This window comes from Planomonospora alba (assembly GCF_039534085.1).
Taxonomy (GTDB): domain Bacteria; phylum Actinomycetota; class Actinomycetes; order Streptosporangiales; family Streptosporangiaceae; genus Planomonospora_B; species Planomonospora_B alba.
On the sequence record NZ_BAAAUT010000001.1, the window covers coordinates 1 to 23,219 of the forward strand.

The 23,219-nt window shown below is 72.8% G+C and carries 20 protein-coding genes and 1 pseudogene; 10 read left to right on the forward strand and 11 right to left on the reverse strand.

The window, feature by feature from the left end:
* Positions 1-1,082 (reverse strand): M28 family metallopeptidase (locus ABD823_RS00005; protein ID WP_344854418.1); only part of this gene is annotated, 1,082 nt, incomplete at its 3' end.
* 162 nt (positions 1,083-1,244) lie between these two features.
* A complete protein-coding gene (locus ABD823_RS00010; RefSeq protein WP_344854420.1) occupies positions 1,245-2,801 on the reverse strand; it encodes a M28 family peptidase in 1,557 nt (518 codons plus the stop codon).
* A 257-nt stretch (positions 2,802-3,058) separates the two neighbouring features.
* On the opposite strand from ABD823_RS00010, the gene ABD823_RS00015 reads away from it, so the two are divergent.
* Positions 3,059-3,247 carry a PspC domain-containing protein gene (locus tag ABD823_RS00015; protein ID WP_344854422.1) on the forward strand — a complete coding sequence of 63 codons (189 nt, stop codon included), beginning with the start codon at positions 3,059-3,061 and terminating at the stop codon, positions 3,245-3,247.
* 75 nt (positions 3,248-3,322) lie between these two features.
* The gene (lipB, locus tag ABD823_RS00020) at positions 3,323-3,958 is read left to right on the forward strand and encodes a lipoyl(octanoyl) transferase LipB (protein ID WP_344854424.1); all 636 of its coding nucleotides are present in this window, start codon (positions 3,323-3,325) and stop codon (positions 3,956-3,958) included.
* Positions 3,959-4,070: 112 nt separating this feature from the next.
* Here the strand turns inward: lipB and ABD823_RS00025 are convergent, their stop codons facing one another.
* Together ABD823_RS00025 and ABD823_RS00030 are read right to left on the reverse strand one after the other, a co-directional pair.
* A complete protein-coding gene (locus ABD823_RS00025) occupies positions 4,071-5,630 on the reverse strand; it encodes an amino acid permease (RefSeq protein ID WP_344854426.1) in 1,560 nt (519 codons plus the stop codon).
* A complete protein-coding gene (locus ABD823_RS00030; protein ID WP_344854428.1) occupies positions 5,584-6,603 on the reverse strand; it encodes a phosphotransferase in 1,020 nt (339 codons plus the stop codon). Before ABD823_RS00030 ends, ABD823_RS00025 begins: the two co-directional genes overlap by 47 nt.
* Before the next feature lie 74 nt (positions 6,604-6,677).
* Here ABD823_RS00030 and ABD823_RS00035 point away from each other — a divergent pair, with 74 nt between their 5' ends.
* From ABD823_RS00035 to ABD823_RS00060, 6 genes and pseudogenes are all read left to right on the forward strand, one after another.
* Positions 6,678-9,299 (forward strand): GcvT family protein, encoded by a 2,622-nt coding sequence (locus ABD823_RS00035; RefSeq protein ID WP_344854430.1) that lies wholly within the window; start codon positions 6,678-6,680, stop codon positions 9,297-9,299.
* A gap of 873 nt (positions 9,300-10,172) precedes the next feature.
* On the forward strand, positions 10,173-10,706 hold the full coding sequence (locus tag ABD823_RS00040; RefSeq protein ID WP_344854432.1) for a hypothetical protein: 534 nt from the start codon (positions 10,173-10,175) through the stop codon (positions 10,704-10,706).
* Between the two features lie 303 nt (positions 10,707-11,009).
* Positions 11,010-12,068 carry a hypothetical protein gene (locus ABD823_RS00045; RefSeq protein WP_344854434.1) on the forward strand — a complete coding sequence of 353 codons (1,059 nt, stop codon included), beginning with the start codon at positions 11,010-11,012 and terminating at the stop codon, positions 12,066-12,068.
* A 50-nt stretch (positions 12,069-12,118) separates the two neighbouring features.
* Entirely contained in the window at positions 12,119-12,400 is a 282-nt protein-coding gene (locus ABD823_RS00050; RefSeq protein WP_344854436.1) for a metal-sensitive transcriptional regulator, read from the forward strand.
* 112 nt (positions 12,401-12,512) lie between these two features.
* A pseudogene (locus ABD823_RS00055) lies at positions 12,513-12,719 on the forward strand (heavy-metal-associated domain-containing protein); the annotation flags it as partial.
* A gap of 284 nt (positions 12,720-13,003) precedes the next feature.
* Entirely contained in the window at positions 13,004-15,226 is a 2,223-nt protein-coding gene (locus tag ABD823_RS00060) for a heavy metal translocating P-type ATPase (RefSeq protein WP_344854438.1), read from the forward strand.
* A gap of 66 nt (positions 15,227-15,292) precedes the next feature.
* Here the strand turns inward: ABD823_RS00060 and ABD823_RS00065 are convergent, their stop codons facing one another.
* From ABD823_RS00065 to ABD823_RS00080, 4 genes are all read right to left on the reverse strand, one after another.
* Positions 15,293-15,940, reverse strand: a complete 648-nt coding sequence (locus tag ABD823_RS00065; protein WP_344854440.1) for a Pr6Pr family membrane protein — start codon at positions 15,938-15,940, stop codon at positions 15,293-15,295.
* Between the two features lie 84 nt (positions 15,941-16,024).
* A complete protein-coding gene (locus ABD823_RS00070; protein WP_344854443.1) occupies positions 16,025-16,639 on the reverse strand; it encodes an HAD-IA family hydrolase in 615 nt (204 codons plus the stop codon).
* Positions 16,599-17,273 (reverse strand): thymidylate synthase, encoded by a 675-nt coding sequence (locus ABD823_RS00075; RefSeq protein WP_344854446.1) that lies wholly within the window; start codon positions 17,271-17,273, stop codon positions 16,599-16,601. The genes ABD823_RS00070 and ABD823_RS00075 overlap by 41 nt, the downstream gene beginning before the upstream one ends.
* Before the next feature lie 54 nt (positions 17,274-17,327).
* On the reverse strand, positions 17,328-18,011 hold the full coding sequence (locus ABD823_RS00080; protein WP_344854448.1) for a hypothetical protein: 684 nt from the start codon (positions 18,009-18,011) through the stop codon (positions 17,328-17,330).
* A 322-nt stretch (positions 18,012-18,333) separates the two neighbouring features.
* Between ABD823_RS00080 and ABD823_RS00085 the strand changes: the two genes are divergently transcribed.
* Complete coding sequence (locus tag ABD823_RS00085) at positions 18,334-18,972, forward strand: LysE family translocator (RefSeq protein ID WP_344854450.1); 639 nt, start codon at positions 18,334-18,336, stop codon at positions 18,970-18,972.
* A 202-nt stretch (positions 18,973-19,174) separates the two neighbouring features.
* Positions 19,175-20,266, forward strand: coding sequence for a calcium:cation antiporter (locus tag ABD823_RS00090; RefSeq protein ID WP_344854453.1), 1,092 nt, complete (start codon positions 19,175-19,177; stop codon positions 20,264-20,266).
* Positions 20,267-20,369: 103 nt separating this feature from the next.
* Here the strand turns inward: ABD823_RS00090 and ABD823_RS00095 are convergent, their stop codons facing one another.
* From ABD823_RS00095 to yczE, 3 genes are all read right to left on the reverse strand, one after another.
* Positions 20,370-20,615: a hypothetical protein gene (locus ABD823_RS00095; protein WP_344854455.1), complete on the reverse strand. Its 246-nt coding sequence runs from the start codon at positions 20,613-20,615 to the stop codon at positions 20,370-20,372.
* 114 nt (positions 20,616-20,729) lie between these two features.
* Positions 20,730-22,490 (reverse strand): glycoside hydrolase family 15 protein, encoded by a 1,761-nt coding sequence (locus tag ABD823_RS00100; RefSeq protein WP_344854457.1) that lies wholly within the window; start codon positions 22,488-22,490, stop codon positions 20,730-20,732.
* An 87-nt stretch (positions 22,491-22,577) separates the two neighbouring features.
* Complete coding sequence (yczE, locus tag ABD823_RS00105; RefSeq protein ID WP_344854459.1) at positions 22,578-23,198, reverse strand: membrane protein YczE; 621 nt, start codon at positions 23,196-23,198, stop codon at positions 22,578-22,580.
* Between the last annotated feature and the right edge of the window lie 21 nt (positions 23,199-23,219).

Genomic DNA, 23,219 nt, shown 5'->3' on the forward strand with positions numbered 1-23,219 from the left:
TGCCCGGAGGTGGCGGTGTCGGTGCCGGACGGGTCGACGGTCCAGCCGGTCGCCGCCTCGAAGTCGTCGGCGTAGACCGTCGTCGCCGGTGGGGCGGCCGCGGCGATCGTCCACACCGCGTAGGCGATCGCGTCGGCGTTGCGGTCCAGCGCGGTGTCGTCGATGTTGGCCGTCGTGTCGCAGGAACGGTGGTAGCAGGGGTCGAAGGCCCGTCCCGCCGTACCGCCCCAGAGCGCGGCCTGCGCGCTGGTCTTGACGCCCTCGGCGCCGGTGAACGTGCCCCCGGCGGGGATGCCGACGCCGATGAACGGGCCGTAGTCGGAGCGGCCGTCGAAGTCGGTGCCCCGCGTCGGCACGCCGATCGAGGCGAAGTAGTCCTGGAGCGTCCTCTCCAGCTCGGCCGAGCCCGCCGGGCCGGGGCCGGCACCGGTGCCGTCGGAGTCGTCGCCGTCGTAGACGAAGTAGCCGGCGTTGGGCGAGCCGACCATGTCGAAGTTGAGATAGCCCTTGATCTTCGAGCGCTCGGCGGCCGGGAGGGTGTTCACGTAGTGCCGTGACCCCCGCAGACCCAGCTCCTCGGCACCCCACCAGGCGAAGCGCAGGTGCTTGGCCGGGGCCAGGCCCTGGCGGGCGACCTCCAGCGCGGTCTCCAGGATGGCGGCGCTGCCGGAGCCGTTGTCGTTGATGCCGGGGCCGGAGGCGACGCTGTCGAGGTGCGCGCCGACCATGAGGACGTCGTCCGGGTCGCCGCCCGGCCAGTCGGCGACGAGGTTGTAGCCGGTCGCGCCGTTGTAGGTGAACGACTGCACGGTGGTGGTGAAGCCGGCGCCGTCCAGCAGGCCCTTGATGTAGTTCACGGAGGCCAGGTAGCCGGGGCGGCCGTGGGCCCGGTTGCCGCCGTTGGCGGTCGCGATGGACTGGAACTGGCTCAGATGGGCCTTGACGGCCGCCAGGGAGACGTCCGGCGGGGCCGCCGCCGAACCGGTCGCGGAGGTCGCGGCCGACGAGGCGGTCAGGGGGGCGAGCACCAGGGGGACGGCCAGGATCGCCGCCGTCCCGATGGTCCGGAGAGTGCGCATCATGCTCCTCGGGTCGGAGGTGGAGGGGGGTGTTCCCGAGCGGCGCGCACCCGGGGTGCGGGTGCGCGCCGTACAGCGTGGTGGTGCGCGGGGCGGGCGGCCCGTCCCGGAGGGGGGAGGGCCGCCCCGAGGCGGACGGCCGGTCCTGTCCGGCCGTCCCGCCGGTTACCTGGCCGCCTCGCCGTGCGCGTGGGCGCGGGCGGGCGCGGCGGCGGACTTCGCCAGGGCGGCGGCGTTCCGGTCGGGGATGCCGGACAGGTCGTAGGCGTAGTAGGCGGTCGCGTAGGCGACGGCCTTGGAGTTGCGCTCCAGCGCGGCGGCGTTGATGTTGGTGATGCCGTCGCAGGCGGCGTGGTAGCAGGGGTCGTACGGGGCGCCGGCGGTGCCGCCGAACCTCGCCGCCTGCTCCGCCGTCTTGACGCCCTCGGCGCCGGTGAAGACGCCGCCGGACGGGATGCCGTTGGCGATGAACGGGCCGTAGTCGGAGCGGCCGTCGAAGTCGGTGCCCTCGAACGGCAGCTTGCGCTTGCCGTAGAACTTCTCGAAGAGCTTCTCGATCTCGGCGGAGCCGGCCGGGCCGGGGCCCGCGCCCTCGGCGTCGGAGTCGTCACCGTCGTACAGGAAGGTGACGTCGTTCGGGGAGGCGATCATGTCGAAGTTCAGGTAGAGCCGGATCTTGTCCTTCTCCGCCTGCGACAGGCCCGCGACGTACTGGTCGGAGCCGAGCAGGCCGAGCTCCTCGGCTCCCCAGAAGGCGAAGCGGAGCTTGTGCTTGGTCGGGACCTTGGCCAGCTTCAGCGCGGTCTCCAGGACGGCGGCGCTGCCGGAGCCGTTGTCGTTGATGCCCGCGCCCTCCGGCACACCGTCCAGGTGCGCGCCGACCATCACGATCTCGCCCTTCTTGCCCCACCGCGAGTCGGCGACGAGGTTCTTGGTGGTGCCGACCGTGGTCTCGGCGTCCACCTTCAGGCGCACGGTGGTGCCCGGGCTGTCGGCCAGGTCGAGGCCGACGGCGGTGCTCGCCATCACGATCGGGAAGCCGAAGCGCCACTCGACGATGTCGAACTCCAGCGGGTCGGTACGGCCCGGCTGGCCCTCGTTGAAGAAGATCACACCGGAGGCGCCCGCGGCCTTGGCGTTGGTCGCCTTGTCGACGAACGGGCAGGTGCCGCGCTGGATCAGCGCGATCCGGCCCGGCACGAAGCCGGCGAAGTCGGAGGCCTCGCAGCCCGCGGTGGAGGTGTTGGGCTCCGCCGGCGTCGGGATGATCGCGTCGACCACCTGGACCTGCGCGGTGACGTCCCCGCGGCTGGAGGAGTGCACGGTCACGAAGTCGGTGCCGGCCGTGTAGCTCTTGGCCTCGGGGGAGACCTGCTGCAGCACCGCGGGGGAGAACTCCTCCCACTTGACCGGGAACTCGACGTCGGTGGTGGTGGTCTGATATCCGGCCCGGCGCAGCTTGTCCTGCACGTAGGCGAGGGAGGCGTCGTAGCCGGGGGTGCCCGCGGCGCGGTTGCCGCCGTTGGCGGTGGCGATCTGCTGGAACTTCTCCAGGTGCTTGTGCACGTTCTTGCCCTTGACCTGGTGGGACAGGGCGGTGGCGAGGATCTCCGGGACGTCGGCGGCAGCCGCGCCGGCCGCCGGGGCGAGGGAGAGGGGAAGCGCGAGGGCCGCGGCGAGGGTGACGCCTATGGCCGCTCCGCGTCGGAATCTCAGGCGCATGACGCTCCTTGGGAGGTTGCTGGGGGGTTCCCATTCCGTACTAGAGCGGAACGTACCGTGATCGATCATTCGCGCCTAGGGCCCCCGGAGGAGATGCGCGAAAGTTACGGAATCCGCCGGCTGCGGCGTCCGGGTGTCACGTTTCCCGTGTGGCCCGTCCCCGACCCTGTCAGGGTTTTCTCAGGGACGCCGGGGGAACGGGGGTCTCTCCGCCGCTCGTTCACCAGATGAGGAACGACGAACCGGGGAGAGGAAACATGCACCGTTCGAGGAACCACCGGATCATCGCCGGCGTCTGCGGCGGCATCGCCGACAGCATGGGCCTGCCGCCCACGCTCGTCCGGGTGCTCTGGCTGCTGCTCTCGCTCATCCCGGGGCCGCTCTGGATCGCCTACGTGGCACTGTGGATCCTCATGCCCCAGGCGCCCGAGAAGCAGTACCGGTGACCGCGCCGGGGGATCCCCCCGGCGGGCACGGCCGCCCGCGGCCTGCGGGACTCCCGCGGAAAATAGACTCGGGGCATGAGGCAACGTCCCCTGTCCCTGATCCAGGACGATCTGGTCGACTACGAGGCGGCCATGGAGCGCATGGCCGACCTGGTCGGCGAACGGCAGCGCGACGAGCGGCCGGACACCCTCTGGCTGCTCAGCCACCCGCCGGTCTACACCATCGGCAGGCGCACGCCGGAGCAGCACCTGCCCGACCCGTCCCGCGGCATCCCCGTCGTGACCACCGGTAGGGGCGGCCAGCTCACCTACCACGGCCCCGGCCAGCTGGTCGGCTACCTGATCGTCAAGCTGGACGAGGGCGAGGGGATCGTCGACTACGTGCGCGAGGTCGAGCTCCGCCTGGTCGACGCGCTGGACGCGCTGGGCCTGCCGGCCGAGCGCCGGGACACCCCGCCCGGCTCCGAGCTGCTCACCGGCGTGTGGACGAGCCGGACCGGCCGGAAGGTCGTCTCGATCGGCATGCGGCAGAGCCGGGGCGTCACCAGCCACGGGTTCGCCCTCAACGTGGACGGCGACCTGACCCCGTGGAACTGGGCGGTGCCCTGCGGCATGCCCGACGTGGAGATGACCTCGCTGGCCAACGAGTCCGTCCCGGCCGCGATGGACGAGGTCCGCGCCGCGGTGGCGAAGGCCTTCGAGGCCGCCTGACCCCGCCGTGCCCGGTCCGGGCCGTCCGTTTCCGGCGTGCCCGGCCGGTCCGGTCCGCCTGAACGGCCCGGTGTGCCCGGCCCGGCGCGTGCGAGCCGGCCGGGACGCGCCGTCAGCCGACGGGCTCGGGCTCGCCCGAGGAGACGCCGGGCTCGTCGGGGGTGTCGTCGACCGTACGGCGCGGCCCGGTGAACCAGTGCCGGGCCGACAGCGCCCACCACAGCCCCACGCCCAGCACCATCACGCCCAGCACGATGGGCGCGTAGTTCACCGCGGTCCAGGTGAAGTCCTCGCTGAACGGCACGGCCTGCGGGACCAGCGGCATGACGAAGTAGACCGAGACCACGGCGATCTCGATGATCGCGATCCAGCACATCACCTTGTACCTGGCGCCCAGGGTCCACGGGCCGGGCTCGAAGCGGTCGCCCATTCGGAGCCGGAGCCAGATCGGGATCAGGAACGCCAGGTACAGGCCGATGACCGCGACCGAGACGACCGCGTAGAACGCCAGCGGGGCCCCGCCCGGGGCCTCGTAGAGCGCGGGCAGGGTGAGCAGCAGCGCCACCGCGCAGCCCAGGACGATCGCGTTGACCGGGGTCCGGTTGGCGTCGACCCTCGACCAGAGCCGCCAGCCCGGGATGGCGCCGTCCCGGGCGAAGGCGTAGGTCATCCGGGACATCGAGGTCACGCAGCTCATGCCGCAGAAGAACTGGCCGACGGTGGAGATCGCGAAGATCGCGGTGGCGAGGTTGCCGGGCAGCGCGGTCTCGAAGATCGCGCCCACGAAGCCGCTCGCCTCGTTGACCGCCTCCACGTCGGTGGCCGCGAACAGGAAGGCCAGCAGCACGATCCAGCCGCCGATCGCCGAGTAGAAGATCGACTGCCACAGGCCCCGGGCGGCGGCCGTGGCCGCGCCCCGGGTCTCCTCGGACACGTGCGCGCACGCGTCGAAGCCGGTGATCGTGTACTGGGTGAGCAGGAAGCCGAGCGGCAGCACGTAGAACCAGTAGGACGAGTCGGAGAAGCCGGAGTTGTTGATCGTCTCGGTGAAGACGAACGAGAGCGACTGGTGCGAGTCCGGGCCGAAGACCAGGATGGCCACGACGGCGGCCGCGCCGAACACGTGCCACCACACCGAGACGTTCTGCAGCAGCGAGATCAGCCGGTGGCTGTAGACGTTGATCAGGGCGTGCAGCACCAGGACGGCCGCGAACAGGACGAACGTGTTGCCGAGCGAGACCTCGAACCCCGGCGCGAACCGGTTGGCCGTGATGTTCATGAAGGTCGCGCAGCCGTAGTCGACCGAGGCGGTGACCGCGATCAGGCCGATGAGGTTGAACCAGCCGGTGAACCAGCCGTGCACCGGCCTGCCCATCTTCGCGGCCCACCAGTAGATGCCGCCGGCGGTCGGGTAGGCCGAGACCAGCTCGGACATGCACAGGCCGATGATCAGGATGAAGACCGAGATCAGCGGCCAGCCCCAGGAGATGGCGACCGGGCCGCCGTTGTTCCACGCCTGGCCGAAGGTGGTGAAGCAGCCGGCCAGGATCGAGATGATCGAGAAGGAGATCGCGAAGTTGGAGAAGCCGCTCCAGGTTCTGGACAGCTCCTGCTTGTAGCCGAGTTCAGCGAGTCGTCTCGCGTCCTCGTCCACCGGGGCCGGTTCGGTCATACAGGCCTCCTTGCGTGATGCGGGGGGTGGCGGGCCCGGGATGCGGCCCCCGGGCCACGGGGCCGGGGCGCGGGCCCCGGACGTCGTCGATCAGCCGCCCGAACCCCGGATCGCCGAGGTCCCGTACGGCCCGCGCGAACTTCCCGGCGGCCTCGGCCTCGTAGTCGAAGTCCGCGGCGGCCGCCTGCTCGCGCAGCAGCCCGTGGTGGACGGAGAACCAGAGGGTCCAGGTGATGTTCGACATGATCAGGTTGAGCCGGACCCGGGCGGTCAGCCGCGGGTCGTCCTCACCGAAGTAGGCGCGGGCGAGCCGGGCGGTGAGGTCCGGGTCGTACTCCGCCTCGGCGGCGATGTCGCCCAGCTCGAAGGCCGGATCGCCGTTCCCGGAGAGCTGGTAGTCGACGATCCGCACCTCCGTGCCGCAGCGGATGAGGTTCGCCGGGAGCAGGTCGTTGTGGCAGGGCACCGAGGGCAGCGGGCGCGCGGCCAGGGCGCGCTCGATCTCGGCGGCCGCCGGGAGCACGTCCTCGTAGCCGTCCGGGGTGCGCAGGCCGTGCTCCCGGCAGAGGGCGAGGAACTGCTCCAGCTTGCGGAAGACGGAGAAGTCGCCTGCGAACCGGGGTCCCGCGTGCAGACGCCGGCAGGCCGCCGTGATGGGCTCCGGCAGCTCCCGCACGGCCGGCGCGTCCAGCGTGACGCCGTCGAGGTACTCCAGGAGCAGGGCGCCGGGCATGCGGTGCAGGACCCGCGGGCCGACCCCCGCCTCGGCGGCCCGCTCGGTGTTGGCGATCTCCTGCTCCAGCGGGATGCCGAGCCCGGCGGCCGAGACGCGCGGGTCGAGGATCCGCAGCAGCCAGCGCCGCCCGTCGGCGGCGTCCACCCGGGAGATGCGGTGGCTGAGGCCGCCCTTGAGCGGCGTCTCGGTGACGGGCTGTCCGGCCCAGTCGCGGACGCGCGCGAGAGTGTCTGGCATGCCGCACTCCTTTGGCCTACCTTCAGACCATTGATCCGATTCTGCGGACGAGTCGTTACAGAGAGGTTCCTGACGTGAGACTTCCCGACTCCGCCCGGGCCGTCGTGATCGGTGGCGGCGTGGCCGGCTGCAGCGTGGCCTACCACCTGGCGAGGCTCGGCTGGAGCGAGGTGCTCCTGGTGGAGCGGCACGAGCTCACCGAGGGGACCACCTGGCACTCGGCCGGGTTCGTGGGCCAGCTGCGCTCCACCGTCACGCAGACCAAGATGATCATGTATTCGGCCGGTCTCTACCCCGAGCTGGCCCGGCTCACCGGGCTGGACCCCGGCTGGCGCGGGGTGGGCGGGCTCCGGCTGGCGACCACGCCGGAGCGGGTGGAGGAGTCGCTGCGCCTGGCCGGGGCCGCCGAGACGTACGGGCTGGACGTGGAGGTGGTCTCCGGCGCGCGGGCGGGGCGGATGCTGCCGCTGCTGGAGACGGCGGACGTGCGGGCCGCGCTCTGGCTGCCGGACGACGGCTGGCTCGACCCGGCGCTGCTGGCCAGGGCGCTGGCGGCCGGGGCGGAGAAGCTGGGCGTGCGGATCCTCACCGGGACCCGGGTGACCGGGTTCGACGTCACCGGCGGCGCGGTCACCGGCGTGCGGCTGGCCACCGCGCAGACCGCAGCGCAGAGCGCCGGAGTCTCCGCGCGGGCCGCCGGAGCCGGGGCGGACGCCGCCGGGAGCGGCGCGCGCGCCGCCAGAGCCGATGCGGAGGCGGAGGAGTGGACCGTCCGGGCCGAGACGGTCGTCATCGCCGCCGGAGCCGCCAGCGGGTGGCTCGGGCGGCTGGCGGGGGCGGACATCCCGGTCGTGCCGATCAAGCACCAGTACGTCGTCACCGCGCCCTTCGGGGTCGCCTCGTCCGCTCCCACGGTGCGGGACCCGGACAACATCGTGTACTTCCGCGAGGAGGGCGGGGGCCTGCTCGTCGGCGGCTACATCCGCAGCCCGGAGGTCTGGGACACGCCCGCCCCACTGGACGAGCCTCGCACGCTCTTCCCTCCCGACATGCCGAAGTTCCAGGAATCGTGGGACGCGGCCGTGCGGCGGGTGCCGGCGCTGGGCCGTACGGAGATCGTGAAGACGGTGCACGGGCCGGAGGCGTTCACCCCGGACGGGGAGTTCCTGCTCGGGCCGACCGCGGTGCGCGGGCTCTGGGCGGCGGCCGGGTTCTGCGTGCACGGGCTGGCCGCGGCGGGCGGCGTGGGCAAGGTCATGGCCGAGTGGATCACCGGCGGCACGCCGGAGTACGACCTGTTCGGCATGGACCTGCGCCGCTTCGGCGGGCACGCCCGCTCCGCCTCCTGGGCGCGGGCCAGGGCGCTGGACGCCTATTCGACGTACTACGACATCGTCTACCCGGGGGAGGAGCGCACCGCCGCCCGGCCGCTGCGCCGTTCCCCCGCCTGGCCGCGGCACGTGGAGCTGGCGGCCGCCTTCGGGGAGAAGGCCGGCTGGGAGCGGGTCAACTGGTTCGCCTCGAACGCCGCCCCGGACGCGGCTCCGGATGGCGGGGCGGTCCCGGACGCCGCTCCGGGCGCGGCCACGGGGGCGGGGACGGGCGCGGCCCCGGTGCGGGGCGCCGTGCCGGGAGGCGGCGCGGCGAGGGGCGGCGCGGCGGGGGAGCGCAGGCCCCGGGGATGGGCGGGACGGGTCTGGTCGCCCGCCGTGCGCGCCGAGTGCCTGTCCACCCGGGACGCGGCCGGGCTGTTCGACCAGACCTCCTTCGCCAAGCTGGAGGTCTCCGGGCCGCGGGCCCTCGCGCGGCTCCAGCACGCCTGCGCCGCGCAGCTGGACCGGCCCGTCGGCTCGGTCGTCTACACCCAGCTGCTGAACGCCCGCGGCGGCATCGAGGCCGACCTCACCGTCACCCGCCTGGCCGCCGACCGCTTCCGGCTGGTCACCGGGACCGCCTTCGGCGTGCACGACGCCGCGCTGCTGCGCGGTCACGGCCTGGAGGTGCGCGACGTCACCTCGGCGTACGCCTGCTACTGCCTGTGGGGGCCGCGCGCGCTGGACATCCTCGGCTCGCTCTCGCCCGACGACCTGGCCTTCGGCTACATGAGGGCGCGGGAGATCAGCGTCGGGAGCGTCCCGGTGCTCGCCCAGCGGGTGACGTTCGTCGGCGAGTTCGGCTGGGAGCTGTACTGCCCGTCGGAGTACGGGCTCACGCTGTGGGACGCGCTCATGGAGGCCGGTGCGCCGTACGGCATGCGCCCGGCGGGCTACCGGGCGATCGACTCGATGCGGCTGGAGAAGGGCTACCGGGTCTGGGGCCTGGACATCACCCCGGAGACCACCCCGCTGGAGGCGGGCCTGGGCTTCGCGGTGGCCCGGGACAAGGACTTCCTCGGCCGGGACGCGCTCGCCGAGCCCGCCCGGCGGCTGTGCTGCCTGGTCCTCGACGACCCCGCCGAGGTCTGCCTGGGCGGCGAGCCGGTCCGGTTGGACGGCGCGCCCGTCTCCCGCGTGACGAGCGGCGGGTACGGCCACCGCGTGGACCGCTCGATCGCCTACGCCTACCTCCCGGCCGGCACCGCCCCGGGCACCCGTGTCCAGGTCGGCGTCACCGGCACCTGGGCGGGCGCCGCGGTGGCGGCCGAACCCCTCTACGACCCGGCCGCGGAACGGGTCCGGAGGCTCCCGTCTCGGTGACGGCGGGTCGCGTGTGGTCTTCGCACGTGCCGGGAGTCGGCTTCCGGGGCTGCCGTCTTCCCCCGGAGGTGTGGCTATCTCATCCTCAGTGCATCACTCGGACGTCGTGTCCACAACTTGTGCTTTTGTCGATTTCTCTGCGCTTATGGGGAAAGCTGCGCAAGAGTTCCCTGGTGGTGCGGGTGCGAACGTGACAAGAATTTCACTTTGGTGGTGCTGTGTTTGTCCAGGTCAAGGCTTTGACAGGTTGATCTACGTCATACGCCCTGTTGGTTCTCTTGTTCGGATGTCAGGTGGAAGGGCTACGCTTTGCCCCACGTGGCGTGCGATCGTCGTGAGACGCCGGTGCCCGCATGGTGTGCGTGCGGCGCTTGGGACCACTCGCGGTCGGGTCGCCACGCCAGGGAAGCAGCCGCCCGGGGGGCGGCGTTCACGCGACAGGAGACTCCCGTGACGGCTTGGCCGCCGTAGCACCTCATCGACCCTCGGGCCTCAGGAGTTCTGGTGGGCGCGCCACGGAAAGCGCGCGATCAGAATGCGGGGCCCTTCGTCGTATCTGAGACCTTCTGGTGCCACCAGGGCGGACAAGGGTCATGCCCTTCTCTGCCGTCGCGGGCGGGCAGGCCCGCGACGGACCGGCTGCACTTGCCCGCCCTGGTGCGAAACCCTCTCCAACTCCATCGATTTCGCATGGAAAGGGCTTGTCATGTACAGCCATCGGAACCTATTCAGTATTCCGGGCCGGACGCAACCTGCTGTGTCCTTCTGTTGCCATTGTGTTGGGTACTCAAAGTACTCGCACGACTACGTGTGTGCGGAGGCAACGGCGATTCCGATCCGGCGTCGGATCGGTCGAGGCCGGCGGGGATAGCCATGAGCCCGACGAAGGGGTCGGGAAAGGACCCGGCGGTCACCGGGACCGGGGTGGGGGTCGCCGTCGTGGCCTTGGGGGTCGAAGCCCTGCTGGTGAAGCAGTTCGTCGCCGAACCCACCGTGAGTCCATGGCTGGTGCTGGCCATGATGGTCTGTCCCGTGGTGCTCGTCGCCTCGGTGGTCGGTCCGTGGTGGATACACGCGCGAACGCATCGGAAGGTCGCGATGGCCTTGGCTCCCAAGATCGAGAGCGAAGGGGCTGTGGTGGAGGTCCTGAAAACGCTCAACGCGGGTGAGGCTCTGCGACGGGGCGAGGAGTCGCACCGGACGGTGGAGGTCGTCTGGCCGCGAGCCGGCGTCGCCGCGGGAAGCGGAGAGGGTGCCGGGGCGGGTCGCGCCGGCGGCGAAAGAGGAGGTGCTGCCGGGAATCCGTCCGAGCCGGAACGGCGATCTGATCCTTTTTCGCTGGTGAGGGAATCGTCCCGTCGCGGAAAACGAAAGTCCTCCGCGCGGAGGGTGCGCAGGCGACGATGACGATGACGGGGCCGGACGGCGTCCGGCCCCGTCATCGTCATCCCGGCCGGGATCCCGGGGGTCGGCGTGTCCTGGCCCGGGGGGTGTGTGCGCACGCGGCCGGGGGGGTGGGAGCCGAGGCGGCCGGAGGGGTGGGTTCCATGTGCCCGGATCGAGACCTCGGCCCGCCTCCGCTGTCCGCCGGTGCCCGCATCGCCGGTCCGCGGATTGTTCCTATACCCCCCCGGGGTTGCGAGACGTTGACGGATGTGGCAGGCTGATGCCGTGAAGATACCCCGAGGGGGTATTCCGAGAGGGGGAGTGATGAACGGCGCGACCAAGGTGGGGGCGTACGTGCTCGGGCTGGCCGCCGTCTTCGGCGGGGCGTTCGGCGTCGGCAGGATCGCCGGGCCGGTGGGGGAGACCGGGCAGGTGGCGGCCGGGGCCACCGGCCGCCCGGCCGCCGGCGGCTCCGGCCACGCGGCCACCGGCGACGGCGGCCATGCCACCGCCGCGCACGCCGGGGCGGAGAAGCCGGGTGGGACGGCGCACGCGGCCGAGGTGCCCGGCGGACTCCAGGTCTCGGCGGGCGGATACACGCTGGTGCCCCGGACCGACGTCGTGGAGCCGGGAGAGGAGACGGACTTCCGCTTCTCGGTGACCGGCCCCGACGGCAGGCCGGTCACCCGGTTCACCCCGCAGCACGACAAGGAGCTGCACCTCATCGTGGTCCGCCGCGATCTGACCGGCTTCCAGCACCTCCACCCGGAGATGGAGGCGGACGGGACCTGGTCGGTCCCGCTGACCCTGCCCGAGCCGGGGGAGTACCGCGCGTTCGCCGACTTCGCCCCCGAAGGGAGGGCGGGCATGACGCTCGGCACGGACCTGTCGGCCCCCGGCGACTACCGGCCGGAGCCCGTCGGCGAGGCCGTGCGCACCGCCACCGTGGACGGCTACACGGTCACCCTCGCCGGTGACCTGGTCGCCGGGCGGTCCAGCGGGCTGACGCTCTCGGTGAGCAAGGACGGCGAGCCCGTCACCGACCTGGAGCCCTACCTCGGCGCCTACGGCCACCTCGTCGCGCTGCGCGACGGCGACCTGGCCTACCTGCACGTCCACCCCGGCGGCGAGCCGGGCGACGGGAAGACCGCGGCCGGGCCCGGCATCACCTTCCACGCGGAGGTGCCCAGTGCGGGGACCTACCGGCTGTTCCTGGACTTCAAGCACGGCGGCGCCGTGCGGACCGCCGAGTTCACCGCGGCCACCGCGGGCGCGCCGGCCGTGCCGGCCGTGCCGGAGGAGGGGCCCGCCGGGGAGAAGGCGGGGAAGGGGAAGCCCGGACACGGGGCCGACGGACACGCCGACGACGGGCACAGCCACTGACCGGAATACCCAAGGGGGGTAGGGTGTTGACCGTGATGGGAGGGAACGACATGCCGGGACACACCCACCACCAGGACGACCGCCTGCGCCGCCTCCGCAAGGTCGAGGGCCAGGTGCGCGGCCTGCAGCGCATGGTCGACGAGGACAGATACTGCATCGACATCCTGACGCAGGTCTCCGCCGTCACCCGGGCACTGCAGGCGTTCAGCCTCGACCTGCTCGACGAGCACATGAGGACCTGCGTCGCCGAGGCCGTCGCCAAGGGCGGCGACGAGGCCGACGGCAAGCTCCGCGAGGCCCACGACGCGATCACGCGCCTGGTCCGGTCCTGACGGCCGCCCCCACGGGGCGCCGTCCGGGCAGCATCCCGGCGCCACCCCGGCGCCGTCCGTAAGACCGCTCGCGGAACGACCGATGAGACCACTCGAAAGGGAGACAACGACCATGACCATCACGACCACCTACCGCGTCGAGGGCATGACCTGCGGCCACTGCGTCGGCTCGGTGACCGCCGAGGTGAGCCGGGTGCCCGGTGTGACCGGCGTGGACGTCGACCTGGCGGCCAAGCTGGTCACCGTGACCAGCCGGGGCCCGCTCGACGACGCCGCCGTCGGCGCGGCCGTGGACGAGGCGGGCTACGAGCTCACCGGACGGGCCGGTGCTCCGGCCGCGGAGACCTCCGCGACCCCCGAGACCCCTGAGGCGCCCGCGGCGCCGGCCGCCGGGCTCCCGGTCATCGAGCTCCTGCCGGCGGACGGGGCCGCGGCCGGGCAGGCGGACTCCTGCTGCGGCTCCGGCGGCTGCCGCTGAGCGCGGCCGCGCCGTCTCCTCCGGGGGCGGGCGACCGTACCCGCCCCCGGAGGAGACGGGGACCCCCGATTACCACCCGCGGCCGGAGGCCGCGCAGGATTGAGTGACGAGTGACAGGAGAGGTCATGTCCGTGACCACCACCAGGCCGCCCGCCGGCGGAGGCGAGATCGAGCTCGCCATCGGCGGCATGACGTGCGCGTCGTGCGCCAACAGGATCGAGCGGAAGCTGAACAAGCTCGACGGCGTGACCGCCACGGTCAACTACGCCACCGAGAAGGCCAAGGTCGTCTACCCGGAGGGCGTCAGCCCCGAGGACCTGGTCGCCGAGGTGGAGAAGGCCGGATACACCGCCGAGCTGCCCCCCGCCCCCGAGCAGGAGGCGGTGCCGGCCGAGGAGCACGACGGGCTCGCCCCGCTCCGCCAGAGGCTGGTCACCTCGGTCGTCCTCTCCGTCCCGGTCATCGCGATGGCGATGGTCCCGGCGCTGCAGTTCGACAACTGGCAGTGGCTCTCGCTCGCCCTGGCCGGGCCCGTCGTGGTCTACGGCGGCTGGCCGTTCCACAAGGCCGCCTGGACCAACCTGCGCCACGGCACGGCGACCATGGACACCCTGGTCTCGCTCGGCACGATCGCCGCCTTCGGCTGGTCGCTGTGGGCGCTGTTCTTCGGTACGGCGGGCATGCCGGGCATGCGGCACGGCTTCGAGTTCGCCCTCGCCCGGGGCGACGGCTCGGGCAACATCTACTTCGAGGCCGCCGCCGGGGTGACCGCCTTCATCCTGGCCGGCCGCTACTTCGAGGCCCGCTCCAAGCGGCGGGCCGGCGCCGCGCTCCGCGCGCTGCTCTCGATGGGCGCCAAGGAGGTCACGCTCGCCTCCGGGAAGACCGTCCCGGTCGAGCGCCTGGCGGTCGGCGACCTGTTCCTGGTGCGGCCCGGCGAGAAGATCGCCACCGACGGGGTGGTCGAGGAGGGCTCCTCGGCGGTGGACGCCTCGATGCTGACCGGCGAGTCGGTCCCGGTGGAGGTCCGTCCCGGCGACACCGTGGTGGGCGCGACCGTGAACGCCGGCGGGCGGCTCGTGGTCCGGGCCACCCGGGTCGGCTCCGACACCCAGCTGGCCCAGATGGCCCGCCTGGTGGAGGAGGCGCAGAACGGCAAGGCCGCCGTGCAGCGGCTGGCCGACCGCGTCTCCGGGGTGTTCGTGCCGATCGTGATCGCCCTCGCGCTGGCCACCCTCGGCTTCTGGCTCGGCACCGGCGACGGCACGGCCGCCGCCTTCACCGCCGCGGTCGCGGTGCTCATCATCGCCTGCCCCTGCGCGCTGGGCCTGGCCACGCCGACCGCGCTGATGGTCGGCACGGGCCGCGGCGCCCAGCTCGGCATCCTGATCAAGGGCCCGGAGGTGCTGGAGTCGACCCGCCGGGTGGACACGGTCGTGCTGGACAAGACCGGCACGGTGACCGAGGGCAAGATGACCCTCAAGGACGTCGTCACCGCCGGCGGCACCGGCCGCGAGGAGGTCCTGCGGCTCGCCGGGGCACTGGAGTCGGCCTCCGAGCACCCGATCGCCCAGGCGGTCGCCCGCGCCGCGGGCTCCACCGCGAAGGTCGAGGACTTCGCCAACGTCGAGGGCCTGGGCGTGCAGGGGATCGTGGACGGCCACGCCGTGCTCGTCGGCCGCCCGCAGCTGCTGGCCGAGTGGTCGCAGCACCTGCCCGCCGAGCTGGAGCGGGCGATGGCCGAGGCGCAGGCCCGCGGCGAGACCGCGGTCGCGGTCGGCTGGGACGGCGAGGCCCGCGCGGTGCTCACCGTCGCCGACGCGGTCAAGCCCACCTCGGCCGAGGCGATCGCCGAGCTGCGCGCGCTGGGCCTGAAGCCGGTCCTGCTCACCGGCGACCACGAGACGGTGGCCCGCCGGGTCGCCGCCGAGGTCGGCATCGACGAGGTCGTCGCCGACGTGCTGCCCGCCGACAAGGTCGACGTGGTCAAGCGGCTGCAGGCCGAGGGCCGCACGGTCGCCATGGTCGGCGACGGCGTCAACGACGCCGCCGCGCTCGCCCAGGCCGACCTCGGCATGGCGATGGGCACCGGCACCGACGTGGCGATCGAGGCCTCCGACCTGACGCTGGTCCGCGGCGACCTGCGGGTTGCCGCCGACGCGATCCGCCTGTCACGCCGGACGCTGGCCACGATCAAGGGCAACCTGTTCTGGGCCTTCGCCTACAACGTGGCCGCCCTGCCGCTGGCGGCGCTGGGCCTGCTCACCCCGATGATCGCCGGCGCCGCGATGGCGTTCTCCTCGGTCTTCGTGGTCAGCAACAGCCTCCGGCTGCGCCGCTTCCGCTGAGCGGCCGGTCCTTCCGCGGCCCCGGTCTCCCGTGCGGGACCGGGGCCGCGCCGTGCGTGGGGCCGGTCAGCCCGCGGCCCCGCTCTCCTGAGGGATCCGGAGCCGCGCCGTACGGGAGACCAGGCGGTGCAGGGCGACGACGGCGTAGCCGAGGGCGGCGAAGGCCGCGGTGAGGACGACCGCCTGGAGCGCGACCCCGTCGTAGCCGAGCCGGTCCACGTCGAGGAACGGATAGGGGTAGCGCCGCTCGGCGTCCGGGGCGAGCAGGGCTCCCCGGACCAGCGCGAAGACGAGGTAGGCGAGCGGGTAGGCCAGCCAGAGCAGCGGCTCGGCCCAGCCGGGGCGCAGGGCCCGGTCGAAGAGCAGCCAGTCGGCGAAGGCCATGGCCGGCGTCACGTAGTGCAGCAGCAGGCTGCCCAGCTGGCTGACGTCGTCGCCCCGGCCGTCGGGGAGCAGGGCCAGCGGGCTGGCGCCGTGGGCCAGTATGAAGTGGTAGACCAGGCCCGTGATCGAGATGAACAGGGTCACCGCGCCCTTGAGGAACGCCGAGGGCGCGGCCCGGCCGGACAGCTGCCAGACGTGGTAGGCCGTCAGCATGATGTTGCTCTGCACGGTGAAGTAGATCAGCGGCTCGTCGCCGGCCAACCAGGTGCAGACCAGTCCTGCCACGCCCGCGACGACCAGCAGGGTGCGATAGATGCTCGTTCCGCTCACCAGCCGACCATACCGGTAGGTATGGCATTAATCGGACAGTGATCCCGCCGGGTCGCCGCGCCCGGCGGGGCGGCCGCGGCGGGTTCAGAGGACCCCCAGGTGGGGGACCGTCCGCTGGACGGGGACGCCGGGCACGGGCGCCGCGCCGGTCCGGTTCACCCAGCAGAAGCCGACCCCGGCCTCCCGTGCGCAGCCGCCGTCGCTCACCGGGGAGTCGCCGACCATCAGGGCGTCGTCCGGTTTGGCCTCCAGCAGGGCCAGGGCGTGGTGGAGCAGCGCGCCGTCGGGCTTGCGCAGCCCCACCTCGGGAGCGATCACCACGTGCTCGAAGAACCGCTCGATCCGCGTACGGCGGAGCTTGACCCGCTGGACCCGGGCGATGCCGTCGGTCACCAGGGCCAGCCTGAAGCGCCGCGACAGCCGCCGCAGCGCCCGGTACGCCTCCGGGAACAGCACGGTGTTGCGGCCGAGGGCCTCCTCGAACGCGGCGGCCACCCCGGGGCCGGCGCCCAGCCGCGCCCAGCGCTCCAGGCGCAGCTCGGACAGCTCGACGCGGCGCTCGCGGTAGGCGGCCCACAGCGGCTCGTTGGCCGCGTGGAAGGCGCGCAGGAAGCCGGGGAGATCCGGCAGGGAGCCGCGGAAGAACCGGCGGTGCACCTCACGGAGCGCCTCGCCCTCGGTCCGGGCGTAGTCCACCACGGTCCCGTCCAGATCGACCAGCAGGACCTGGTGACGCCTCGCCTTCGCCCTCGCCGAGCCCATCGCGCTCCGAACGACCGAGGATCTCCTCGACCACCGCCGCGTCGGCCACGTAGATGTGCGGAACGTCGACGAAGACCCTCATTGACCCACAGCCCACCCCGAGGTCGTCGGCGACCTCGCTCTGGATACTACGCAGGGGCACGTAGTTCAGGTAGGACGTGAGCGCGTTCTGCGACCGGAACGCCGCGGTCATCACCAGCCGCCCCTCCCGGAGGCGGAAGGCCAGGCTGGTCAGGCAGGGCACGGCGTCCGGCCGCTCACCCGGCGCGGTCAGCGAGATCCACCCGCTCTTGCTGTACGGCCGGGCGCGCAGCAGGGCGGTCACCCAGGCGAGCTGGTCCACGCCCAGCAGCCCGCGGAGCCGCCCGCCGTAGCTGTACTTGAACGGCGGCACCACCGCGACCTCGGTGAACTTGCTGGAGTACAGGGCGATCCTGCCCGCGTCGCCGTACGCCGCCAGGAGCGGGTCGTCCCAGCCGGCCCGGTCGATCTCGAACAGCACGGCCGGCGCCTCGATGACCGGGCCCCGGTCGTCCTCGGCCGGCCCGCCCTCGTCCCGCACGTGGCGCATCAGCCACACCCAGCACTCCCCACAGGTCGCGAATCGTCGGAGGAGGTCGGCCATTCAGGTCTCCACGTTGGGGAAATGGAACGGGTTCTGGGGGAGCCGGCGCTGGCGGGAGACGTTGGAGCGCACGTAGTAGACGAGGTAGTGCACCAGCGCCAGCAGCGCGATGACCAGCAGGAGCAGGGTCGCGGTGGGATCGGCCCCGGCCAGGCCGAGCAGGCCGACCGCGATGTAGGCCGAGTTGACCAGGGCCAGCATCATCACGTTGATGCCCGGCCAGGCCAGCGGCGCGTAGGTCTCCGGGTAGCGCGGGTCCACCGGCAGGTTCGGCGACCAGCCGAGCGCGGAGAAGTGGTCCTTGAGCTGGACCACGTAGAGCAGCCGGAAGTTGTTGAGCGCCCGCGCGGTGCGCATGTGCGCGTTCACCGCCTCGATCAGCCGCAGGAACGGCAGCACGCTCAGCAGCCCGAAGGCCGCGGTGGTCGCGAACAGGTACCACGGAACGGTGCTCCAGGAGGTGAGCAGCACCGGGTTGACGACCTTCGCGCTCGCCAGCGCCACGGCGGCGGCGAAGGGGGCGGCGAGCAGGCTCATGGAGAGCCGGGTCATCTTGATGCGTTCGTCCTTGGCCGCGAGATAGACGTTATATGTCCCGGCGAAGTCCACGGAGACGAGCTGGAGGAAATCCTTGACGTCCACGGGCAGGTCGTCGAGGCGCTCGGGGAGGGATTCCGCGCTCATGCGCGGCAGCATCTTCCGCATCGGGACCTCGGCTTCATGAGCGGTTGAACAGACCCGGTAAGGAAATTTTGACGCAGTTGTCAGTTCGGCGCGCACCTTTTACGGACTTGTCTCGAATAACTTTGCCAAGGTCACCGGCGCGGGGCGGGGAATTGCCGGAAAAGGTCTGGCCCGCGCGGCGGGGCGGGGTTCCCGGACCCCGGACGGGGGCGGGGGCCCGCCGCGGCCGGCGGCATCCGGGCGGCGGATCTGACCGGCGGGGCGGGGCCGCGGATCCGGGCGGCGGGATCCGGGCGGGGTGGAGGCGGGGCGCGTCCCTACCATGGGCACCGTGGACATCATCACCGCGCTCGCCTCGTTCGCCGTCGTCGCGGGCCTGCTGACGGTCACCCCCGGGGTCGACACGGCGCTCGTCCTGCGGACCTCCCTGCTGGCCGGCCGGCGGTCCGCCTGGGGCGTGGTCCTCGGCATCCAGGCCGGGACGCTCCTGTGGGGCGTGCTCTCCGCGGCCGGCGTCTCCGCCGTCCTGGCCGCCTCCCGGCTCGCCTACGACGTCCTGCGCTGGGCGGGCGCCGCCTACCTGCTCTGGCTGGGTGCCCGCATGCTCTGGGAGAGCCGCAGGACGGACGGCGCCGCCGCGGCGCCGCCCGAGGCCGCGGCGGGCGGATTCCTCCCCGGTCTCCGCCGGGGCGTGGTCACCAACCTCCTCAACCCGAAGGTGGGCGTCTTCTACGTCGCGATGATCCCCCAGTTCATGCCGGACGGCGTGCCGCACGCGGTCATGGGGCTGCTGCTCGCCGGCGTCCACGTGTGCGAGGGCCTGCTGTGGAGCCTCCTGCTCGTCGGGTTCACCGCCCTGCTGCGCGGCTGGCTGAACCGGCCGGCGGTCAGGCGCGGCCTGGACCGGCTGACGGGGGTCGTCGTGGTCGGCTTCGGGGTGCGCCTGGCCGTACAGGACTGAGCGCCGGCACCGGACGGCGTCCGGCGCGTGCGGCCCGGCGGGGCGCGAGCGCCGGTGCGGGACGGGGTGCGGGGTACGGACCCGGTGGCCGCGGCGGGACGGCGACGGCTCCGTGCCTCTCCGCGGCGGGGAGAGCGGTCGCGGAGAGGCGTGGAGCCGTCGCCGTCCGTGATGGGCGCGCTCCGGTGGGAAGGATGGGGGCATGCTCCGCCTGCCCGCCATTCCGTGGACCACCGCCGCTCCCCTGCTCGCGGTCATGGCCCTGGTCCTTGCCTGGGGACGGGAGCCCTCGATCCCCGCGGCGCTGGTCCTGGGGGTCTTCCTGGCGGCCGCGGTGCTGGCGGCGGTGCACCACGCCGAGGTGGTCGCGCACCGGGTCGGCGAGCCGTTCGGCTCCCTGGTCCTCGCGGTGGCGGTCACGGTGATCGAGGTGGGGCTGATCGTCAGCCTCATGGTCTCCGGCGGGGAGGGGACGGCCTCGCTGGCCCGCGACACCGTCTTCGCCGCGGTGATGATCACCTGCAACGGCATCGTCGGACTGTCGCTGATGGTCAGGACGGTGGGAGGCCGGGTCGCGGTGTTCAACGCCGAGGGCACCGGCGGGGCGCTCGCCACCGTGGCGACGCTCGCCACGGTGAGCCTGGTGCTGCCGACCTTCACCACGAGCACGCCGGGACCGGTGTTCTCCCCGGTCCAGCTGGCGTTCGCCGCCGTGGCGTCGATCGCGCTGTACGGGGTGTTCGTCGTCACGCAGACGGTGCGGCACCGCCACTACTTCCTGCCGATCACGGCCGAGGGCGTCGTCGTCGGCGCCGGCGAGCACGCCGCCCCGCCCACGACGCGGGCGGCCCTGCTGAGCCTCGGCATGCTGCTGGTCTCGCTCGTCGCCGTCGTCGGCCTGGCGAAGACCGAGTCGCCGGCGGTCGAGGCGGCGGTCACGGCCGCCGGCCTGCCGCACTCGGTGGTGGGAGTGGTGATCGCACTACTGGTGCTGCTGCCCGAGACCCTCGCCGCGGTGCGGGCGGCCCGCCGCGACCGCGTGCAGATCAGCCTCAACCTCGCGCTGGGCTCGGCGATGGCCAGCATCGGGCTGACCATCCCGACGATCGCGGTCGCCTCGCTCTGGCTGGAGGGACCGCTGCTGCTCGGCCTGGGCGCCACGCACATGGTGCTGCTGGCACTGACGGTCGCCGTCGGGATCCTCACCGTCGTCCCCGGGCGGGCGACCATGCTGCAGAGCGGGGTGCACCTGGTGCTGCTCGCCTGTTTCCTGTTCCTCGCCGTCAGCCCCTGAGCCGCCGGACCGCGTGGCCCGCCGGAGCGGGCCGTCCTGCGCGGCACCCGGTCCACCCCGGTTCCCCCGCCCGGGGTGGACCGGGTGCCGGCCCGCCGGCGGGTCAGGCCTGGAAGGGACCGGAGCCCGTGGTGTAGTCGGAGACGCCGTCGCCGTCGAGGTCGACCCGGGTCTCGTCGACGTAGCCGTCGCCGTCGTGGTCGAGGTAGACGACGTCGGTGACACCGTCGCCGTTGGTGTCGTAGCGCTCCTCGTCGGCGCGGCCGTCGCCGTCGTAGTCGATCAGCTGGGCGTCGGTCTGGCCGTCGCCGTCGTAGTCGATGTAGTCGCTCGCCACGAAGTCGCTCATTTTCCGATCCTCTCGGTGCGCCGTTCTCGGTGTCGCTGGATGAGAGTCGCGGCGGGACGGCTTTGTTACACCGGGATCGAAGATTTTTCCGGGCCCTCCGCCCGGCGCGCGGGCTCAGTCGAGCGCGCGGGCCGTGTGGATCAGCGGGACGTGGCTGAAGGCCTGCGGGAAGTTGCCCACCAGACGCCCGTAACGGGGGTCGTACTCCTCGGCGAGCAGGCCGACGTCGTTGCGCAGGGAGAGCAGCCGCTCGAACAGCTCGACCGCCTCCCGCCTGCGCCCGATCATCGCCCGGGCCTCGGCGAGCCAGAAGCTGCACGCCAGGAACGCGCCCTCGCCGCCGGGCAGGCCGTCCACGTCGTTGTCCTTGGCCACCGGGTAGCGCAGCACGAACCCGTCCGACATCAGCTCGCGCTCGATCGCCTCGACGGTGCCGACGACCCGGGGGTCGCGCGCGGGCAGGAAGCCGACGGCCGGGATCAGCAGCAGGGCGGCGTCCAGCTCGTGCGAGCCGTACGACTGGGTGAAGGTGCCGCGGGCGCGGTCGAATGCCTTGTCGCAGATCTCGGCGTGGATCCGGTCGCGCAGCGCCTTCCAGCGCGCCAGCGGGCCCTGGCGGCCGAACTTCTCCACCGCCTTGATCGCCCGGTCCAGCGCCACCCAGCACATCACCTTGGAGTGGGTGAAGTGGCGGCGGGGCCCGCGGACCTCCCACAGGCCCTCGTCGGGCTCGTCCCAGTGGCCCTCGAGGTAGTCGAGCAGCTCCCGCTGGATGGTCCAGGCCCGGTCGTCCGGCTCCAGGCCCGAGGCGCGCGCCAGGTAGAGGGAGTTCGAGACCTCGCCGTAGACGTCGAGCTGGAGCTGGTTGACCGCGCCGTTGCCGATGCGGACCGGCCGGGAGCCCTCGTAACCGGGCAGCCAGTCCAGCTCCATCTCCGGCAGGCGGCGCTCCCCGGCGACGCCGTACATGATCTGCAGGTCCTGGGCGCGGCCGGCGATGGCGCGCAGCAGCCACGCCCGCCAGTCGCGCGCCTCCTCGAGGTATCCCGCGCCGATGAGGGCGTCCAGGATCATGGTGGCGTCGCGCAGCCAGCAGTAGCGGTAGTCCCAGTTGCGGACCCCGCCGAGGTCCTCCGGGAGCGAGGTGGTGGGGGCGGCGACGATGCCCCCCGTGGGGGCGTAGGTCAGGGCCTTGAGGGTGATGAGGGAGCGGACCACGGCCTCGCGCCAGCGCCCGGTGTGGGTGCACCTGCCGGCCCACTCGGTCCACAGCGCCTCGGTCTCGTCGAGCTGCTCGAAGGGGTCGATCTCGACCGGGCGCGGCTCGTGGGAGGGGTGCCAGGTGAAGACGAACGCCAGGCGCTGGCCCGCCGACACGCGGAAGGAGCCGTGGTGGGCGTAGCCGCTGCTGCGTAGCGGCACGGGGGAGTGGATCCAGATCGAGTCGGGGCCGCCGACGGCGTGCATCAGGTCGCCGTTGCGGCGCACCCACGGCACGATCCGGCCGTAGTCGAACCGGATACGGATCTCGGTGGCCATCTCCACCGTGCCCGCGACGCCCTCGACGATCCGGACCATGTCCGGGTTGGCCTGCCGCGGAGGCATGAAGTCGATCACTCGCACCGAGCCCTCGGCGGTGTCCCACTCGGTCTCCAGCACCAGGGTGTCCCCGCGGTAGTGCCGCCTGGTGGCCGGCCGCCGCCCGGGGCCGGCCGGTCCGAGCCACCACTGGCCGTGGTCGGCGTCGCCGAGCAGCGCCCCGAAGCAGGAGGGCGAGTCGAACCTGGGCAGGCAGAGCCAGTCGATGGAGCCGTCCCGGCCGACGAGGGCGGCCGACTGCATGTCGCCGATGAGGGCGTAGTCCTCGATGCGCATGGAATCGACGCTAATACCTCGGCCGCCGCCGGGTGGCGCCCGGGACCCGGCGAGTCCCGGGCGCCACCCGGCGGCCCCCGGCGCCCCTCAGCCCTGGGCCTGCGGCCGCGAGAAGCCCAGCCTGGGCATGAAGAACTGGGTGAGGGGCCCGACGGCGAGCGCGAAGACCACCGTGCCGACGCCGACGGTGCCGCCGAGCAGCCAGCCGATCGCCAGCGCGGCCGCCTCGATGAGCGTGCGGGCCAGGCGGATGGACAGGCCCAGCCGGACCAGGCCGGTCATGAGGCCGTCGCGCGGCCCCGGCCCCAGACCGGCACCGATGTACAGGGCGGTCGCCGCGGCGGTCGCCACCACGCCGGCCGCCAGGTACGCCCACCGGGCGGCGAGCGGGCCGGGTTCCGGGAGCAGCCAGAGCGCGGCGTCGGCGAACAGGCCGAGGAAGACGACGTTGCTGAGCGTGCCGACGCCGGGCTTCTGCCGGAGCGGGATCCACAGCAGCATCACCAGCGCGCCCACCAGGATGATCCAGATGCCGACGGACAGGCCCAGGTGGATGGAGAGCCCCTGGTGGAAGACGTCCCATGGGCTCCCGCCGAGGTGGGATTCGATCTGCAGGCCGACCCCGGCGCCGTAGAGCGCCAGGCCGGCGTACAGGCGGAGCAGGCGGTTGGGCAGGGAGTGGAGGGCGGTCAGGGAGAGTTCACTCATAATGGCATGCATCATTCAGGC

What these genes read in the sequence shown, in the direction of transcription:
- ABD823_RS00010 (WP_344854420.1), bottom strand. Translation starts at nt 2,801, where the DNA reads ATGCGCCTGAGATTCCGACGCGGAGCGGCCATAGGCGTCACCCTCGCC.
- ABD823_RS00015 (WP_344854422.1), top strand. Translation starts at nt 3,059, where the DNA reads ATGCACCGTTCGAGGAACCACCGGATCATCGCCGGCGTCTGCGGCGGC.
- lipB (WP_344854424.1), top strand. Translation starts at nt 3,323, where the DNA reads ATGAGGCAACGTCCCCTGTCCCTGATCCAGGACGATCTGGTCGACTAC.
- ABD823_RS00025 (WP_344854426.1), bottom strand. Translation starts at nt 5,630, where the DNA reads ATGACCGAACCGGCCCCGGTGGACGAGGACGCGAGACGACTCGCTGAA.
- ABD823_RS00030 (WP_344854428.1), bottom strand. Translation starts at nt 6,603, where the DNA reads ATGCCAGACACTCTCGCGCGCGTCCGCGACTGGGCCGGACAGCCCGTC.
- ABD823_RS00040 (WP_344854432.1), top strand. Translation starts at nt 10,173, where the DNA reads ATGAGCCCGACGAAGGGGTCGGGAAAGGACCCGGCGGTCACCGGGACC.
- ABD823_RS00045 (WP_344854434.1), top strand. Translation starts at nt 11,010, where the DNA reads ATGAACGGCGCGACCAAGGTGGGGGCGTACGTGCTCGGGCTGGCCGCC.
- ABD823_RS00050 (WP_344854436.1), top strand. Translation starts at nt 12,119, where the DNA reads ATGCCGGGACACACCCACCACCAGGACGACCGCCTGCGCCGCCTCCGC.
- ABD823_RS00060 (WP_344854438.1), top strand. Translation starts at nt 13,004, where the DNA reads ATGTCCGTGACCACCACCAGGCCGCCCGCCGGCGGAGGCGAGATCGAG.
- ABD823_RS00075 (WP_344854446.1), bottom strand. Translation starts at nt 17,273, where the DNA reads ATGCGCCACGTGCGGGACGAGGGCGGGCCGGCCGAGGACGACCGGGGC.
- ABD823_RS00080 (WP_344854448.1), bottom strand. Translation starts at nt 18,011, where the DNA reads ATGAGCGCGGAATCCCTCCCCGAGCGCCTCGACGACCTGCCCGTGGAC.
- ABD823_RS00085 (WP_344854450.1), top strand. Translation starts at nt 18,334, where the DNA reads ATGGGCACCGTGGACATCATCACCGCGCTCGCCTCGTTCGCCGTCGTC.
- ABD823_RS00090 (WP_344854453.1), top strand. Translation starts at nt 19,175, where the DNA reads ATGCTCCGCCTGCCCGCCATTCCGTGGACCACCGCCGCTCCCCTGCTC.
- ABD823_RS00095 (WP_344854455.1), bottom strand. Translation starts at nt 20,615, where the DNA reads ATGAGCGACTTCGTGGCGAGCGACTACATCGACTACGACGGCGACGGC.
- ABD823_RS00100 (WP_344854457.1), bottom strand. Translation starts at nt 22,490, where the DNA reads ATGCGCATCGAGGACTACGCCCTCATCGGCGACATGCAGTCGGCCGCC.
- yczE (WP_344854459.1), bottom strand. Translation starts at nt 23,198, where the DNA reads ATGAGTGAACTCTCCCTGACCGCCCTCCACTCCCTGCCCAACCGCCTG.